Raw genomic sequence first — 13,947 nt, forward strand, 5'->3', positions numbered from 1 at the left:
AATGGACATCGCCAGTCTGCTCGGTCTGATCTTCGCGATCGGCTTGATCCTCGTTTCGATCCTGCTTGGTAACGCCCCCTTCTCTGCCTTCATCGACATCCCGTCGGGCTTGGTGGTGATCGGAGGTGCATTCGCAGCCGCACTGATCTGCTTCCCGATGAGCTCGATGCTGAAGAGCCCGGTGATCGCCTTGAAGGTGATTTTGAACAAAGGGGAAGACCGGTTGGTCTTGATCAAATCGATCGTCGAACTGGCAGAAGTCGCTCGCCGAGATGGCTTGTTGGCACTGGAATCCAAGATTGCTGAAATCGACAACGCTCTCGTGAAGACCGGCCTCCAAATGGCTGTCGACGGAACGGCACCGGAAATCGTCGAAGAGGTCCTTCGCACCGAAGTCGCTGGAATGGCGATGCGTCACCGCGAAGGCAAATCGATCATGGATCAACTCGGCCGATTCGCTCCCGCCTACGGGATGATCGGAACCCTGATGGGTCTGATCATGATGCTGCAAGACATGTCCGATCCATCGGGGATTGGAGCCGGGATGGCAGTGGCACTGATCACCACGCTGTACGGGGCCATCGTCGCCAACGTGTTCTTCAGTCCCTTTGCTGAAAAGCTGGGCCTGATGAGCCGCAACGAACAACTCAGCATGGAAATCGCGATTCGCGGCGTCATGGCCATTCAGTCGGGTGAAAGCCCACGAGCGATCGATCAGAAGCTGCAAACCTACCTGCCAACCAAACAACGGGAACTGCAGTAATGGATGATGAACCAGATGAAATCGCCATCCCCGAATGGGTTGTCACGTTCGGCGACATGATGAGTTTGCTGCTCACGTTCTTCATCATGTTGGTCTCACTCAGTGAGATCAAAGAAGAAGACACGTACCAGGCACTCGTCAATTCGATGCAGCAGCAGTTCGGCTACAAACGTACGCTCGATGCCTTGGCACCGGGCGACGCCAAGCCGCGGTCATCGGAATTCTCCGTTCTCTCCACCACGGGACGAGCGAAGAAAAAGGACACCGCCAAGGGGGGCGTTCCCGAGAAAGCACCCGTCGGCGAAGAACAGCACGTTCGCATCATCCGTCCCGGCAACATGACCGCGGTGGGCAGTGTCGTGTTCTTTGAAGTGGGCAGCGATCGCCTGACTCCCGCCAGCCAACGCATTTTGGAACAGACTGCCAAACAACTTCGCGGGAAGCCACAACGCATCGAAGTTCGTGGACACGTGTCGGCTGAGTTTGCCGCTCGTACCATTGGCACCGATGAAGGCATGATGCTGGCCATCCGGCGTGCTGCCACGGTCAAACGCTACCTGGTGTCGAAACAAGGCATTGCCTCGGATCGATTCCGAGTCTCCTCAGCCGAAGCAACCGAACCAATCACCCGGAACGCAACGATCACTAAATTCGGCAACGACTCGCGTGTCGAAGTGTTCCTGCTCGATGAAACAGTGGAGGACCCCAAAGGGACTTCCGATTCCGACTCCAATGTCCAAGCTCCGCAGGCTTAAGGCAATCCGATGGCCGAAGAAAACAAAAACGAAGACAAACCGGAACTCGATGACGCTCCGGCCAAACCGCGCAGCAACACCAGCCTGATTGTGTTGTTCGTGGGAATGGTGGTCGTCCTCGAAACGGGAATGTTCTTCTTCCTGGTCCCCAGTGCGGAACAGGTCAGCGCCTTGGCGGAAGCCGAGTTGATCCAATCCGTCCAAGAAGGCGCCGAGAAGGCCGAAGAAGAGCAATCCGATGAAAATCGAGAGATCGAATTTGATCTGGGAACGTTCGGCGAGACCTTCAGCCCGATCGAAACCGAGCGTTCTTTTCGAGTCGAACTGAGGCTCTACGGTTTGATTCGGAAGAAAAACCGCGAAAAGATGACGAAGGAGTTCACCGCGAAAAACGGGCGTCTTCGGCACGCGATTCGAATGAAAATCCGAAATAGCGAACTTCCTGAACTGCAAGACAACCAATTGGGCTTGTTGCAGCGTCGAATTTTGACGACATGTAATCATCTTCTGGACGAAGATTTACTGCTGGGAGTCGGGTTTCACGAATACCAGCTCATCGAGGAGTGACACGGAGTGGACGATCGTGAGCGAGACGGAGAATCAAACGGAATCCAGCGAACAACTCAATACAGATGATATTGAGGCGTTGCTCAATGAAGCATCCCAGTCTCTCGCTGCCGCCACAGGCGACAAAGAGAGCGATCAACGGGATGTCCCTCGACCGTTCGCTTTAGGCGATCTCTCGCCCAACTCTCTCGGCGAAGCCGCCCACGATGTCGACTTGCTCGGCGAAGTGGAAATGGACCTCCGAATCGAACTGGGACGCACGCAGATGCGGCTCGAAGAAGTCCTCCGCCTGCGCGCCGGCAGCGTTGTCGCGCTCGACAAACTGGCCGGCGACCCCGTCGACATCTACGTCAACGGCCGCATGATTGCCCGCGGCGAAGTGTTGGTCATGAATGACAACTTCTGTGTTCGTGTGACCGAATTGATCGGAGCAAGCTCATGATGAATCGCATCATTGCCCCTGCCAACATCATCCCCTTCGCTCTCATCACCTGCCTTGGTGCTGGCGAAATCGCAGCCGCGGATCGAAACTACAGCTCAGACACCTCCTACGGCACCGAAGCCGCCTACAGTGCGGACACCCTGCCCTCTCACAGCGTTTCTCCGGAACCGCCCAAAGTCATCGGACGCGGTTTCCCTGCTCTCTCGATGCAGGCAGACAACCAAGACGCATCCGCCTACCAACTGCCCTCAGAAAGCAAAACCTCGGGCCTGGAACTCTCGCCCGATGGCGAATCCTCTCGGTCCAAGAACATCGCTCCACTGGTCACGGTGGGATCCAGCCTCGCCATCGTGTTGGCTTTGTTCTGTGGCCTTGTTTGGGTCAGTCGTCGATTCGGGGGTGGCTCTGCCGTTTCCAAACCGCTCTCCGCATCCACTCTCAGTCCACTCGGGCACGTGATGCTCGACCCACGCACCAAACTCTTGCTGGTCAAATGCGGTCGCCGCGTGCTGGTGCTCAGCCAAACATCGTCCGGCGTCACACCGATCTCCGAAGTCACCGATCCCGACGAAGTCCGTGAGTTGATCGCCAGCTGCTCAGCCGAAGCTCGAGCCGTCTTCGAACAAACCATGCGTCAAATCGAAAGTGAGCCGGTGGCCTCTGGGTTCGTCGAACGCCCCGCGGCTTCCACGCCGCCGTCTAAACCGCGTCGGCTGTTCGCTTCGGCGTAGTCGCATCAACCAACTTGCCTGGAGATGCAGCCGCACGGTCGATCGTTGCCTGACGCAACACCGCCCCTGCCATCGCCATCCCGCTGAGGAAGGCGCCTTCGATTCGCGGACCGCCACACCAGTCACCGCATGCTCCCAGCCCTGTGGTCGCGTCCCAAAGGCAATCCGTCTCCAAAGGCGACACAGGATTGGCATAGCGCCAACGATGAGCTTGGCACTCAACCACGCGAGCGAATTGGTGCCCCGTCGCTTCCTGCATTGCAGCGAGCAACTGCGAGCCCACCCACTCGGGCGACTGCTCCAAGTGCTGCTGCGACCAATCCGCCGAAGCGTGCATAACCCACGCACTGGCAGATCCGTCCTCGGCACCCCGCCCCGGCTTTTCATCGTTGCGAGCGATCCAGGACAGCGGCCCCTCGTTGATGAAGGCGCCTGAAAAACCAAGCTCCGGCAAGCCTTCCCCGCGGACCATCACGGACCAACAGGGCAACATCTCAACCTGCCGAGCGGTGGCAGCAATCCCGGAGTGACCAGCCAACAAGGAGGCAGCTTGCTCCGGCGGGCAATTGACGATCACGCAATCAAATTCGTTGTTCCACTCGCCTTTCAAAGAATCGTCCGGTGACAAACCACTTGGGTCTGCAACCTTCAGCTGCCACCGTTCGCCCACCCGCTTGAGTGACTCCACGGTGGTTTGCAAATGGACATTGACGTCCGCTGCCAAATGCTTGGCAATGGCGTTCATGCCAGGAACACCGACATAACGAGGCGTCCCGCACTTTTCCTTCCCCACCTGGCCTCCCGGTTGCAACTCCACAATCGGCTGCATCCAGGGAGCGACCAAGCCTTGGCTGATCCAGCTTCGCACATACCTCGCGAACCGATCATCGCGAACCGTGAAGTACTGAGCACCGTGATCGAAGCCCACTCCTGATTCGCCGCGTCGCGTCGCCATCCGCCCTCCGACTCCCCGCGATTTCTCAAAGACGTGCACCTCCAGACCGTGGTCTGAAAGCGTGCGTGCTGCGGTCAAGCCTCCCAGTCCCGCTCCCACAATCGCAACGCGAGGCAGCGTGGCGGCAATCGGGCGATTGACCCACTGAGCAAACCGAGGCACGTCAAGGCGACGCTCGTGCTGATCAACGGACCGCGAACGAACCGTCCCATATACCGGCTGCTCAGGCTTGAAAGGACGATCAAACTGGCCAAAGCACCACAGGATACCGCTGTAGCTGATCGGGCTTCTGCCATCGATTGCATACCGATGGTTCAGGTCGATGCACTGAGCCAGTGCCTGACAGGGTTTCGACGTCATGGCCAAAAACGCTTTTCCCCATGTCATCCGCAAATTGTTGTGCAGTTCGCCGTGCTGCAACAAACTCTGCTGAGCCAAATTCCAAAGCGACTGCGAGGACTTCCCACGTGCGAGTGATTCCCAATCCAGGACTTCCTCCCGTGGATCGTCGGCGTGCTCGACCAACGATTCACGAGCCCATTGAGGAAGAGCCGCCATGGTGTCGAGGTCCTCCACGTGCTCCAGGCAAAACCGAAACACCATCTCCCGCCAAACCACCAATTCATCGACGTATTTCCCCGCTCCCAACGCAGCGGCTTCGCGAGCGATTCGAAATGGACTGACCATCCCATAGTGCAGGTGACCACTCAGGCGACTGACACCCAACGGATCGTCCGCATCATTTCGTCGCTCCGAATACTTGCTCAACGATGTCTCCCGGAAACGATCCCAACGAGCATAACCTGCGCGCGTTCCACCGGGAGTGTCCGCGACGGGGCCAACCGAATGATCAATCTTGCACCGACTGATCAAGTCCGCCAATTGAACGTCCTGCAGATCGATCGATTCAAATCCAAGCGGCCCGGTGAACTCAGCCGGTTGAACGTCGGCGGGCAACTCTTCATAGGGACGCTCCAATCGATCCGCCAACGCATCCTGGATGAGACTCCGAAACTCAAAGGCTCGCGTTGGAACGGTTGGAATCGACAAAGACGGCACAACACAGGTCGTGTCAACCAACATGATCGGCGTCGTCACGAGACTTCGCAATCGTTCGACCCAACATGCAATGGGCGCAACGGGCATTTCCTCGCTGACCAACACCGCCGCCCGGCGACATAAATCCCTCAGGTGCGGACCACGATGCCCCTGACGTTCCAGATGAAACGCGTAAGTGATTCCCTTCGCCTCCAGCTCTCGCTGAACATCGCGTGCTCCCTGCAGGATGAACGCATGATGCCGATCCGATGCGTAGGGGTACTTTTCCGAGAGCCCGTGATAGACCAGCAGCGGCAAACCATTTTCGTGCGCCAACCACATCGCTGCGTCCAAGGCAGGATTTTCATGCCCCCGGACAGCGTTGTGCATCCAGTACAGAACCATCTCACCCGGCGGATGATCCGTCTGGTCAGGTGCAACGACCCAGCGTCGACGCTCGGCCAATGATGCGGGGATCCGACGATCCAAAATGATTCACTCCCGTGAGAAAAGATCCTTTGACTCATTACCGTAGGTACACGGCAAACGGTGGCAAGTGACACTTGCACGCGAGCCCTTGCGTCTGCGTTCACCCGCTACCGAATCAATCGGCGAGCCAGCCAACCTCGCTTCAGTCCAACGGGAACTTCGATCCCCTCATTTTCAACTTGTTGTCCCAGTGACTCAACCACTGACTTCGCCGCCATTTGACCACTGATCGCGGCTCCCTCCATCGTCGCTGGCCATCCCGTAGCGACCGCGTCCCCGGCCAAATGAAGCCCCGCACGCGACGTTTTTGATTCAGGACGACACCCCTGAGTCGTCGGGCTGACACAAAATACAGCGTGCGGGTCCGTCACAACGCGGCTCTTCCGAATCTGAGGCGTCCCTGATTCGGGGAACGCCTGTGACAACTCACGCACCACTTCGGCGACCAACTTCTCTTTGGGCCATTCACTCCCCGCGTGTCGTCCGCTGATGACCACTTGATGGTAAACCCCTTCGGCACGGGAGGATTGCTCGGCCTGCTCGATCGGTTCCTGAAAGAACCACTGCGCCAACGTTCCCACCATCACCACGTGAGGCAGAGGAGTCAGGGAACGATCCAGCCAGAGATGAATGCCCGTGATCGGTGACGACGCAAACGGCAACTCCCAATCCTCCTTTTCCGAAGGAGTCAGCCCCGCCTGCTTCCCCCACAAGTCAGGAAACCAGCGACGACTGACATGCCAGGGCGTCGCCACGACGACATGATCCGCAGTCCGAGATTCACCGCTCGAACGCTCGATGATCCAACGCTCACTCCCCTCGTCCCAACGCATACCACGGACTGCGTTTCCAAGTTCAAACCGAACTCCGCGTCGCGACAAAGGCTCTCGAAACGATTCCCCAAAAATCTCAGACAACGGACGTTTGGGCACCCAAACGTCACTTGCATCCCTCGCACCCGCGAATCCGTCGATCATCACTTTTCGGGCCGCAGCCATCGACACTCGCTGCGGCACATCCCCCAAGGCACTGACCAAAATCACATCCCAAAACTTCGTTCGGGTGTCTTCGCTTTGACCGTTGGCTTGCAACCATTCCAGTGCCGTGACATCGATCAAATCGCTCTCTTGGTTCCGCATCAGACGCCACAAAGCCGAACGAATCTGCCGTCGGTTGCTGCCTGTCAAATGCTTGAGCGATGACAAGCTGGATGCCAAGTGCAACGGCGGTGGCAACCAAGGACTCGGACGAAAACGACTGAACCCATGCTGAGGATGATAGAACGTCAGTTCTTCGTACCGTTGAAATTGCGACAACAACTCCAGGCGTTGAAGCAAGTCCAGCAACGTCGTGCAGCACCCCATCGCAACGTGCTGGCAATAATCCACCGTCTGTCCCGTGGTGGGTTCCACGAACGAGCCCGCACGGCCACCGGTTTGGTGGCGTGAATCCAACAACTCGACCTGCAACTCACCACGCCCAAATGCTTGCGTGCGAGAAAGCGCTTCGGCAGCTGACAGCCCAGCGATTCCGCCTCCGATCACAACCACGTGTTTTGTCATGCCGGGTCATTGCCATGCGTCGACACACGGCGGCCTTCCCCAGTCGTCAACTCCAACGGCGGAACAGGAAGTCGTCGGTACAGCGGGCCAACAAAGTGGTTGGACACGATCCCGATCCGGTCTCGCATCCCCAACGAAACCCTTCGCGAAACAACAGCGTCGGGATCGTCCATGATTCGCTGCAACAACTTTCGATAGGTTCGCCACATCATGCTGAACATCGGACGGCCATCCTCGTGCAACGAATCCCACACACGCCATCCCGACTCAAACAACTCTGCCGCGCGGCGTGTTTCATCCAGCAACAAGCAACGCAATCGAGCGTCTCGGCGTGGATGCAATAAATCGTCTTCTTCCAAACCATGCTGCTCGTAATGCTGGCGAGGCAGATAGATCCTCCCGCGAGCGGCATCTTCGCTGACGTCTCGCAGAATGTTGGTCAGCTGAAAGGCCAACCCGCAGTCGACCGCCGCTTGCATCGGCAAAGGCGATCGAAATCCCCAAATGTGCAGACACGCGATCCCCACCGCAGACGCAACCAAGTAACAGTAGTGTTCCAACTGCTCGAAAGTATCAAACCGGTTTTTCTGCTGGTCTGCCATCACGCCATCGATGATTTCCAGCAGGTAGCGAGATGGGATCTCATATCGATTCGCAGCGTGACGAAGCGCGGGCATGATGTCGGTCGCATGCCGAACCAAATCCACTGACGCATTCGGAGAGAGGTTCTCAAGGCCATCCGCCAATCGAACCGGTTGGTTCCCCTGACCGATCAAATTCATCGCGGTGGTTTGCCGCCACCATTGCAGCCAACTCCGTCGCAAAGCCATCGGCTCGTCGCAATCACCCAAATCATCCGTCACACGCGCGAAGGCATACAAAGCCGACATGGCGTCGCGTTTCTGCCGTGGCAACAACCAAAACGAACGATAGAAACTGCTTCCCGATTGACGTGAAATCCGTCGCACGGCAGCGTAGCTGGACACCAACTGTTTGAATTCGGCTGTCATTGTGTTGCTCCCGTGCGGGCACGTCCGGACCAACAACGCAGCCACATCGCACGTCCGAGCAACCGCATTTGGGTTGAGCGTCGGACGACAGGCCGGACCCGCAAAATGTCGAATTCAATAGATTCGATGGCATCGATGGTTGCCAAGCCACCTTCGGCAAACAATCGCAAATCCGCACTCAGCCAGGTCGGCACGCGATCAACGAGCGGCAGGCCTCGATGGAACCTCGCACGTGTTTGCTGGCACAGAAACTGGATCGCCTCACGAATCGCCACCGGAGTCGTCTGCCCTGGTGCCAGACCGCCGCGAATCTCGCTTCCGTCAAACCCAAACCGCTGCATGATCGATTCCGGAATGTAAACCCGCCCCATCAACCGATCCCGCGAAACATCCTGCCAAAAATTCACCAATTGCAGTGCCGTGCAGATCTCATCGGATGCCAATCCGTTTTCTTCCGTGTCCGCGTCCGCCAACCGCAGGATCATCCGACCAACCGGATTGGCCGATCGCCGACAATAGTCGAGCAACTGCTCCTCGTCCTCGTAGCGGTTCGTGGTTTGATCTTGAGTGAATGCATCGAGCAAATCGTCCAGCAGTTGTCGCGGAATGGAATACCGATGCACCGTGTCGGCGAGCGCCACGAAGATGCCTTCGTTCTGCCCCCCCTCTTCCTCGACGGAGTACATGTCAGCGACGGCCTGGCGATACTCCCGCAGGGCCGCCAAGGCTTTTTCGGGCGTCCCGGATTCATCGGCCCGATCATCGGCGGTGCGACAAAAGGCGTACAAATCGTAAAAGGGCTGGCGAAAGACTCGCGGCAACAAACACGTCGCCACTAGAAAATTTTCGCGGCTGGCCCGGGCGATGGCTCGGCACTCGGCACGCGAATCGGACAGTGCATCTCGAAAACAGCCGTGTCCATCCTCTCCCAGAATGATTTTGCTAGCAGTTCGCTCGGCGTGGTCTTCTCCCGGGGAAGATTCCTGGTTGCGGCCGAAGGTGCTGACAGTGGGCAAGGACTTACCTGATTGGAGTCGACCACGCGGGTCAGTGAACAAAGCGGGAATCGAGCCGTTGGACGTTTTGGGGCTTCTGCGGTTATTCTAGCCGATGACCAACTCCCCAGAACAAACACGGCCGGCGTCCAATGGTTGACGCCCCCCAGCAAACTCAGAAATCCAACTCCCATGAAAATCATTTTGGCGGCTCCCCGAGGCTTCTGCGCTGGAGTCAACATGGCAATTGATTCACTGGATCTGACGCTGCAGAAATTCGGCCCACCGGTCTATGTCTACCACGAGATCGTCCACAACCAGTTCGTGGTCAAGACTTTCCTTGAAAAAGGGGCCGTCTTCGTCGACACCATCGAAGAAGTTCCGGAAGGGGGCGTGCTGCTGTTCTCCGCTCACGGTGTTTCGCCCGAAATCCGCAAGGCCGCGCAGGCCCGCAAACTGCACGCCCTCGATGCGACCTGCCCGTTGGTCACCAAGGTTCACCTGGAAGCGATCAAGTACGCCAAGGCGGGTTACACAATCATCTTGATCGGGCACGAAGGTCACGACGAAGTGCTCGGGACCATGGGCGAAGCTCCCGAAGCGATCGTGTTGGTCGAAGACGAAGCTGATGTCGATCGCTTGGAATTTGAACCTGACACCCAACTGGCCTACCTCACCCAAACGACTCTGTCAGTCGATGATGCCGGGCGAGTCATTCGCCGTCTTCGCGAGCGTTTCCCAGAGATTCACTCGCCACCCAAAGACGACATCTGCTACGCGACCCAGAACCGACAGGAAGCCGTCAAACTGCTGCGTGAAGATGCCAACGTGGTCGTTGTCCTCGGCAGCCAAAACAGCAGCAACAGTCAACGACTGCGCGAACTGGCGGCGGAACAAGGCAAACGTGCGATGCTGGTCGACGGCCCACAAGATCTGGCCGTGGATCAGTTTTCCAACGAGGACAACGTGCTGATCACCGCCGGTGCAAGCGCTCCCGAATCGGTGGTTCAATCCACGATCGAATGGTTGCAGAACCACTTCGACGCCGTCGTGGACACGCAAGTCGTCCGAGAAGAAGACGTTCAATTCCCGCTGCCCAAACCCCTGCGGGCTTTCGCTGCTGAACAAGCCGCCGCAAAATGATTGTCTGAATCAGTCGCATCGGCTTCCAGCCTGTGATGGATCACCCCACAGGCTGGAAGCCGATGCCACATTTCGCTCCGATAAACTCAACGAGCGAAATCGAAGCCGTTGAGTTCTCTCTCACTGATCTTCGAACGGTTCCTCCAATCCCTCAACGATGCAAAAACGTTGATTGACATCGATGGGCTTGCTCTCGCTCGCTTCCCATCGCTGGACCTCCCCGGTTGGCCACGTCACGGTGATCGAATCCAGTGACGAAACGTCCCCCAATCCGAAGTGCAGGATCGCTTCGTTGCGGCAGGCGTAGCCGTCACCCGTCGCGACCATTCCGGCCCAAACTTCCTCTCCCGATCTCACATCGACCCGAGCCCCGATCGCGTCACGTTCGGATTGCGTGCCGATCAGCCGTAGTTGCAGGAAGTTGCCAACGGACTCGGTTTCGTTTCGAAGCAGTTCCGCAGCAGCGTCCACATAGGTGACCACGGCGTCCAATCGACCGTCGCGGTTGAAGTCGCACGTTGCCACGCCGCGGCCCAGGCGAGCTCGTTCCCAGTCGCCTTTCGGATCGTTCATTTCAGCGGACTCAAATCGCTGGCCTCGATTGACCAACAACTGCGTCTTCATCTGAAACGGTGTTCCGCGGTCCCTGAGGTCTTCCACATGACCGTTGGCGACCAACAAATCATCCCAGCCATTGTTGTCGTAATCCAACGCCTGCACTCCAAACCCCGTCATGCGTGATGTCAACCGATCCACACCAAACACGACGGCGCGATCGACAAACATCCCAGCGCTCGTTTGGCAAAAGTGGTTGGCCCATTCGTCGTAGAAATTGCTGACGTGCAAATCCAATTTCTGATCGCGATTGAAATCCGCCATCGCGATTCCCATGCACGCGTTCATGTCGCCTCCCGGACCAACCGCGACACCGCGAATGGCCGCTTGGTCTCCCCATGCCAACGTCCCATCTTCGCCTGGGGCACGAAACCAAAGGTGATTGGCTCGCTGATCGTTGGAAACAAAGATCTCATTCCCCGGCAGGGAATCCAAGTCCGCGACCATCAATCCCATCCCCGTGCTGGGGCCATGACCTTCGTTACCCAAAGGCAAAGACTCCCCCGCCCCTTTCCCATCGGAAACCAATACCTCACTGGAAGCGGGCTGAAAGTGCAGAGGCCCGGGCAGCTTCACCGGCGATCCGTCAGGTTTCCTTTCAATCGGCCTCAACACCTCGGGATCATCGATGTACTGAATTGAAATCAGGTCTGGCAAATGATCGCCTGTCACATCTGCGATGGCAGCCGACAGAGTGAACGCATCGGGTGCCGCTGGAGAGGTCGCATCAAAGTCAGAGACAAGCCGTTTTTGAAACGTCCCATCGGCTTGGTTGATCAACCAAACGTTTTCGCCAAAGTTCGCCAACAACAAATCCGGCCATCCATCCTGGTTCCAATCGCCTGACGTGACCCCGTGGCCGTAGCGACGATCATCGCTGCCAGATGGCATCACCACGTCGACCAACTTGCCATCCGACTGACGAAACAAAGCGTTGGGTTTGGCACCGGAATGAGTGGTTGCCTCACCGGCGGCTTGGTTGAAATACAGATCCACCCAACCATCCGCATCAAAATCAAGGCAGGCCACTCCCCCGCCCAAGGGCTCGTGCAATCGGAACTCCGACTTCACCGGATCCGTGGCATTGAACCACCGGAAATCCATTCCCAATTCCTGGGCAACATTGACCAATCGAGCCCTGACTGCGTCCACCTGCATTGGCCCCGGTTCCGTCCCAGGCAACTCAACCCGTGATCGCTGGTTCAATGCGGTGATCCACTCATTGCTCTGGTCGGCAAATTGATTCACATCCAATCCCACCAACAACTCCGCTTCGTCGATCCCTTTGGGATACTTCGCCAACGTGGACTGCACCGTTTGTCGAAGCTCTTTCCAATCACCTGATGGCTGCATCGATGCCAGCAGCAGTTGCCAACTCAGGGCCTCCCCGAGGCAACCTTGTTTTTGCAGCATGCCCGTCAACCGTTCGAACATCTCCGTTTGCTCTTCACGGGACAGGGGACTGGCCTGTGAATTCCAGATCTGATTTGCCAACCACTGAGTCTCATCGAGTTGCAACAATCGCTCGCTGACACGTTCCCGAGCTTCTTCGAGCGGGCGTTGTTCCACCGCATCGGAATCCACTTCCGTTTTCGCTTTCAAGACATCCAACGAGGCAGCCAGACTGTCCCAAGCGATTTGACTGTGCGGTTCACGGCGGATGGCCTCCAAGAAACATCGAACGGCAAATTCGGTTGAATTGCCGAGTTGGCCAGAGGACTCCTGCTCCTCCGGAACAAGCATTCCATCTCGCAACGCGGTTCCCCACGCGAGCCAATAAGCGGGGTACCGGCTGACACGCACCGAGTCGCTGCTGGTCGCCCAATCAATCCAGTTGCCTTCTTGTTGGGCGGCAGCATACAGCCAACCAAGCATTGCCAGGACGGCTGGATCGTTGTCATCGACTTCGTCGCTGGTGACCAACACATCGATGGCTTCTTGCAAGTCACCACGACTGCGGAGCGCGGCTACCACGCTCAAAACTCCTTTGCGTTTCACCGCTTCCCGGTCTTGAACGTCAGGCTTGGATTCGAAGTTCACTTGAGGGCGATGCGGGTAGATCAAACCGATCAATTCCGGTGGGCTCAAGGCGACTCGTCCGGCAAGCACTCGGTATTGCTCGTTGGCATCAAATCGGTACCCACGCTGAGCCAGCAACCCCGCGTAATCTCGACGCAACTCGACGTTCTGCGGATGAGCCTGAATCAAATCACGAAGTCGTTTCACCGCGTCGGCCGGATCGCCTGCTTGGTAAGCCAAACTGGCCGCCTGCGATGCCAGTGCCAATCCATCGGACGGTTTCGTCGCGATCAACTCATCCAGAGATTCAATGGCTTCCGTCAACCGACCGCTTTGAACATGCTGAGCCACTTGCTCTCGCGGGTTCAACGGTTGCCCGACAGCAGGCGGGGGATTATCGACCGAACCAACGGGTTGGGTCGGTGCCGGTTTGCACCCCATCCAACCACCAAGCAACAGCACCCCCAAACACCAGCCAACCAAGAGGTCGCGCTGTTTCGAAGTGCTGTGCATGCACCGCCTGAGAACTCCGCCCGTGAAACGGGAGGGGTCGGAAAACGACGCGTTCAGCGAGATTTCCGGGGGAGGGCAATTCACGCTGCGATCCCATGCTCTCGCCCCCTCCCTCGCGTACGCCTGAACGACGTCGCTCGACCTCCCCCCAACTTCGTTTCGGAGGAGGTGCATCCTGCGGAACCCCGCTGAAAAGCGGCGTCCATCCACTGCACGATCTCCCAATGGGAAGCGGGGTTTCGTCAGCGGCGTTTGCTTCACCGCGAAGAAGGTCGTCAAGAAAACCGTTGGCTGCATGCCACGATGATAGCCGACCAGCCACAAACGAAGCGATCCGCGACGGGTTTTCT

11 protein-coding genes are annotated in these 13,947 nt (G+C 57.6%); 6 read left to right on the forward strand and 5 right to left on the reverse strand.

Annotated features, from left to right (window positions below; translation table 11 throughout):
• The first annotated feature begins 1 nt into the window (after position 1).
• From UH5x_RS15375 to fliO, 5 genes are read left to right on the forward strand one after another with little or no spacing between them, the layout of a single operon-like run.
• Positions 2 to 763 (forward strand): motility protein A, encoded by a 762-nt coding sequence (locus UH5x_RS15375; protein WP_047812273.1) that lies wholly within the window; start codon positions 2 to 4, stop codon positions 761 to 763.
• A complete protein-coding gene (locus tag UH5x_RS15380) occupies positions 763 to 1,518 on the forward strand; it encodes an OmpA/MotB family protein (protein ID WP_047812272.1) in 756 nt (251 codons plus the stop codon). The genes UH5x_RS15375 and UH5x_RS15380 overlap by 1 nt, the downstream gene beginning before the upstream one ends.
• Before the next feature lie 9 nt (positions 1,519 to 1,527).
• Entirely contained in the window at positions 1,528 to 2,085 is a 558-nt protein-coding gene (locus UH5x_RS15385) for a dihydrolipoamide acetyltransferase (RefSeq protein WP_047812271.1), read from the forward strand.
• 16 nt (positions 2,086 to 2,101) lie between these two features.
• Entirely contained in the window at positions 2,102 to 2,527 is a 426-nt protein-coding gene (gene fliN, locus UH5x_RS15390; RefSeq protein WP_047812270.1) for a flagellar motor switch protein FliN, read from the forward strand.
• Positions 2,524 to 3,258: a flagellar biosynthetic protein FliO gene (fliO, locus tag UH5x_RS15395; protein WP_482632920.1), complete on the forward strand. Its 735-nt coding sequence runs from the start codon at positions 2,524 to 2,526 to the stop codon at positions 3,256 to 3,258. The genes fliN and fliO overlap by 4 nt, the downstream gene beginning before the upstream one ends.
• Here the strand turns inward: fliO and UH5x_RS15400 are convergent.
• The 4 genes from UH5x_RS15400 to hpnC form a co-directional block, all read right to left on the reverse strand.
• Positions 3,227 to 5,740 (reverse strand): FAD-dependent oxidoreductase, encoded by a 2,514-nt coding sequence (locus tag UH5x_RS15400; protein ID WP_482632921.1) that lies wholly within the window; start codon positions 5,738 to 5,740, stop codon positions 3,227 to 3,229. The two genes, fliO and UH5x_RS15400, sit on opposite strands and share 32 nt — an antisense overlap.
• 107 nt (positions 5,741 to 5,847) lie before the next feature.
• The gene (gene hpnE / locus UH5x_RS15405; RefSeq protein WP_482632922.1) at positions 5,848 to 7,302 is read right to left on the reverse strand and encodes a hydroxysqualene dehydroxylase HpnE; all 1,455 of its coding nucleotides are present in this window, start codon (positions 7,300 to 7,302) and stop codon (positions 5,848 to 5,850) included.
• A complete protein-coding gene (locus tag UH5x_RS15410; protein WP_047812267.1) occupies positions 7,299 to 8,312 on the reverse strand; it encodes a phytoene/squalene synthase family protein in 1,014 nt (337 codons plus the stop codon). The genes hpnE and UH5x_RS15410 overlap by 4 nt, the downstream gene beginning before the upstream one ends.
• Positions 8,309 to 9,208, reverse strand: a complete 900-nt coding sequence (hpnC, locus tag UH5x_RS15415; RefSeq protein WP_482636003.1) for a squalene synthase HpnC — start codon at positions 9,206 to 9,208, stop codon at positions 8,309 to 8,311. Before hpnC ends, UH5x_RS15410 begins: the two co-directional genes overlap by 4 nt.
• A 291-nt stretch (positions 9,209 to 9,499) precedes the next feature.
• Here hpnC and ispH point away from each other — a divergent pair, with 291 nt between their 5' ends.
• The gene (gene ispH / locus UH5x_RS15420; RefSeq protein ID WP_047812266.1) at positions 9,500 to 10,450 is read left to right on the forward strand and encodes a 4-hydroxy-3-methylbut-2-enyl diphosphate reductase; all 951 of its coding nucleotides are present in this window, start codon (positions 9,500 to 9,502) and stop codon (positions 10,448 to 10,450) included.
• Positions 10,451 to 10,570: 120 nt separating this feature from the next.
• Here the strand turns inward: ispH and UH5x_RS15425 are convergent, their stop codons facing one another.
• Entirely contained in the window at positions 10,571 to 13,597 is a 3,027-nt protein-coding gene (locus UH5x_RS15425) for an FG-GAP-like repeat-containing protein (RefSeq protein WP_482632923.1), read from the reverse strand.
• Positions 13,598 to 13,947: the final 350 nt, after the last annotated feature.

This window comes from Rhodopirellula sp. UH5, assembly GCF_056839225.1.

Bases quoted from the DNA above. Each gene is read 5' to 3' on its own strand.
- UH5x_RS15375 (WP_047812273.1), top strand. From the start codon at position 2: ATGGACATCGCCAGTCTGCTCGGTCTGATCTTCGCGATCGGCTTGATC.
- UH5x_RS15380 (WP_047812272.1), top strand. From the start codon at position 763: ATGGATGATGAACCAGATGAAATCGCCATCCCCGAATGGGTTGTCACG.
- UH5x_RS15385 (WP_047812271.1), top strand. From the start codon at position 1,528: ATGGCCGAAGAAAACAAAAACGAAGACAAACCGGAACTCGATGACGCT.
- fliO (WP_482632920.1), top strand. From the start codon at position 2,524: ATGATGAATCGCATCATTGCCCCTGCCAACATCATCCCCTTCGCTCTC.
- hpnE (WP_482632922.1), bottom strand. From the start codon at position 7,302: ATGACAAAACACGTGGTTGTGATCGGAGGCGGAATCGCTGGGCTGTCA.
- UH5x_RS15410 (WP_047812267.1), bottom strand. From the start codon at position 8,312: ATGACAGCCGAATTCAAACAGTTGGTGTCCAGCTACGCTGCCGTGCGA.
- ispH (WP_047812266.1), top strand. From the start codon at position 9,500: ATGAAAATCATTTTGGCGGCTCCCCGAGGCTTCTGCGCTGGAGTCAAC.
- UH5x_RS15425 (WP_482632923.1), bottom strand. From the start codon at position 13,597: ATGCACAGCACTTCGAAACAGCGCGACCTCTTGGTTGGCTGGTGTTTG.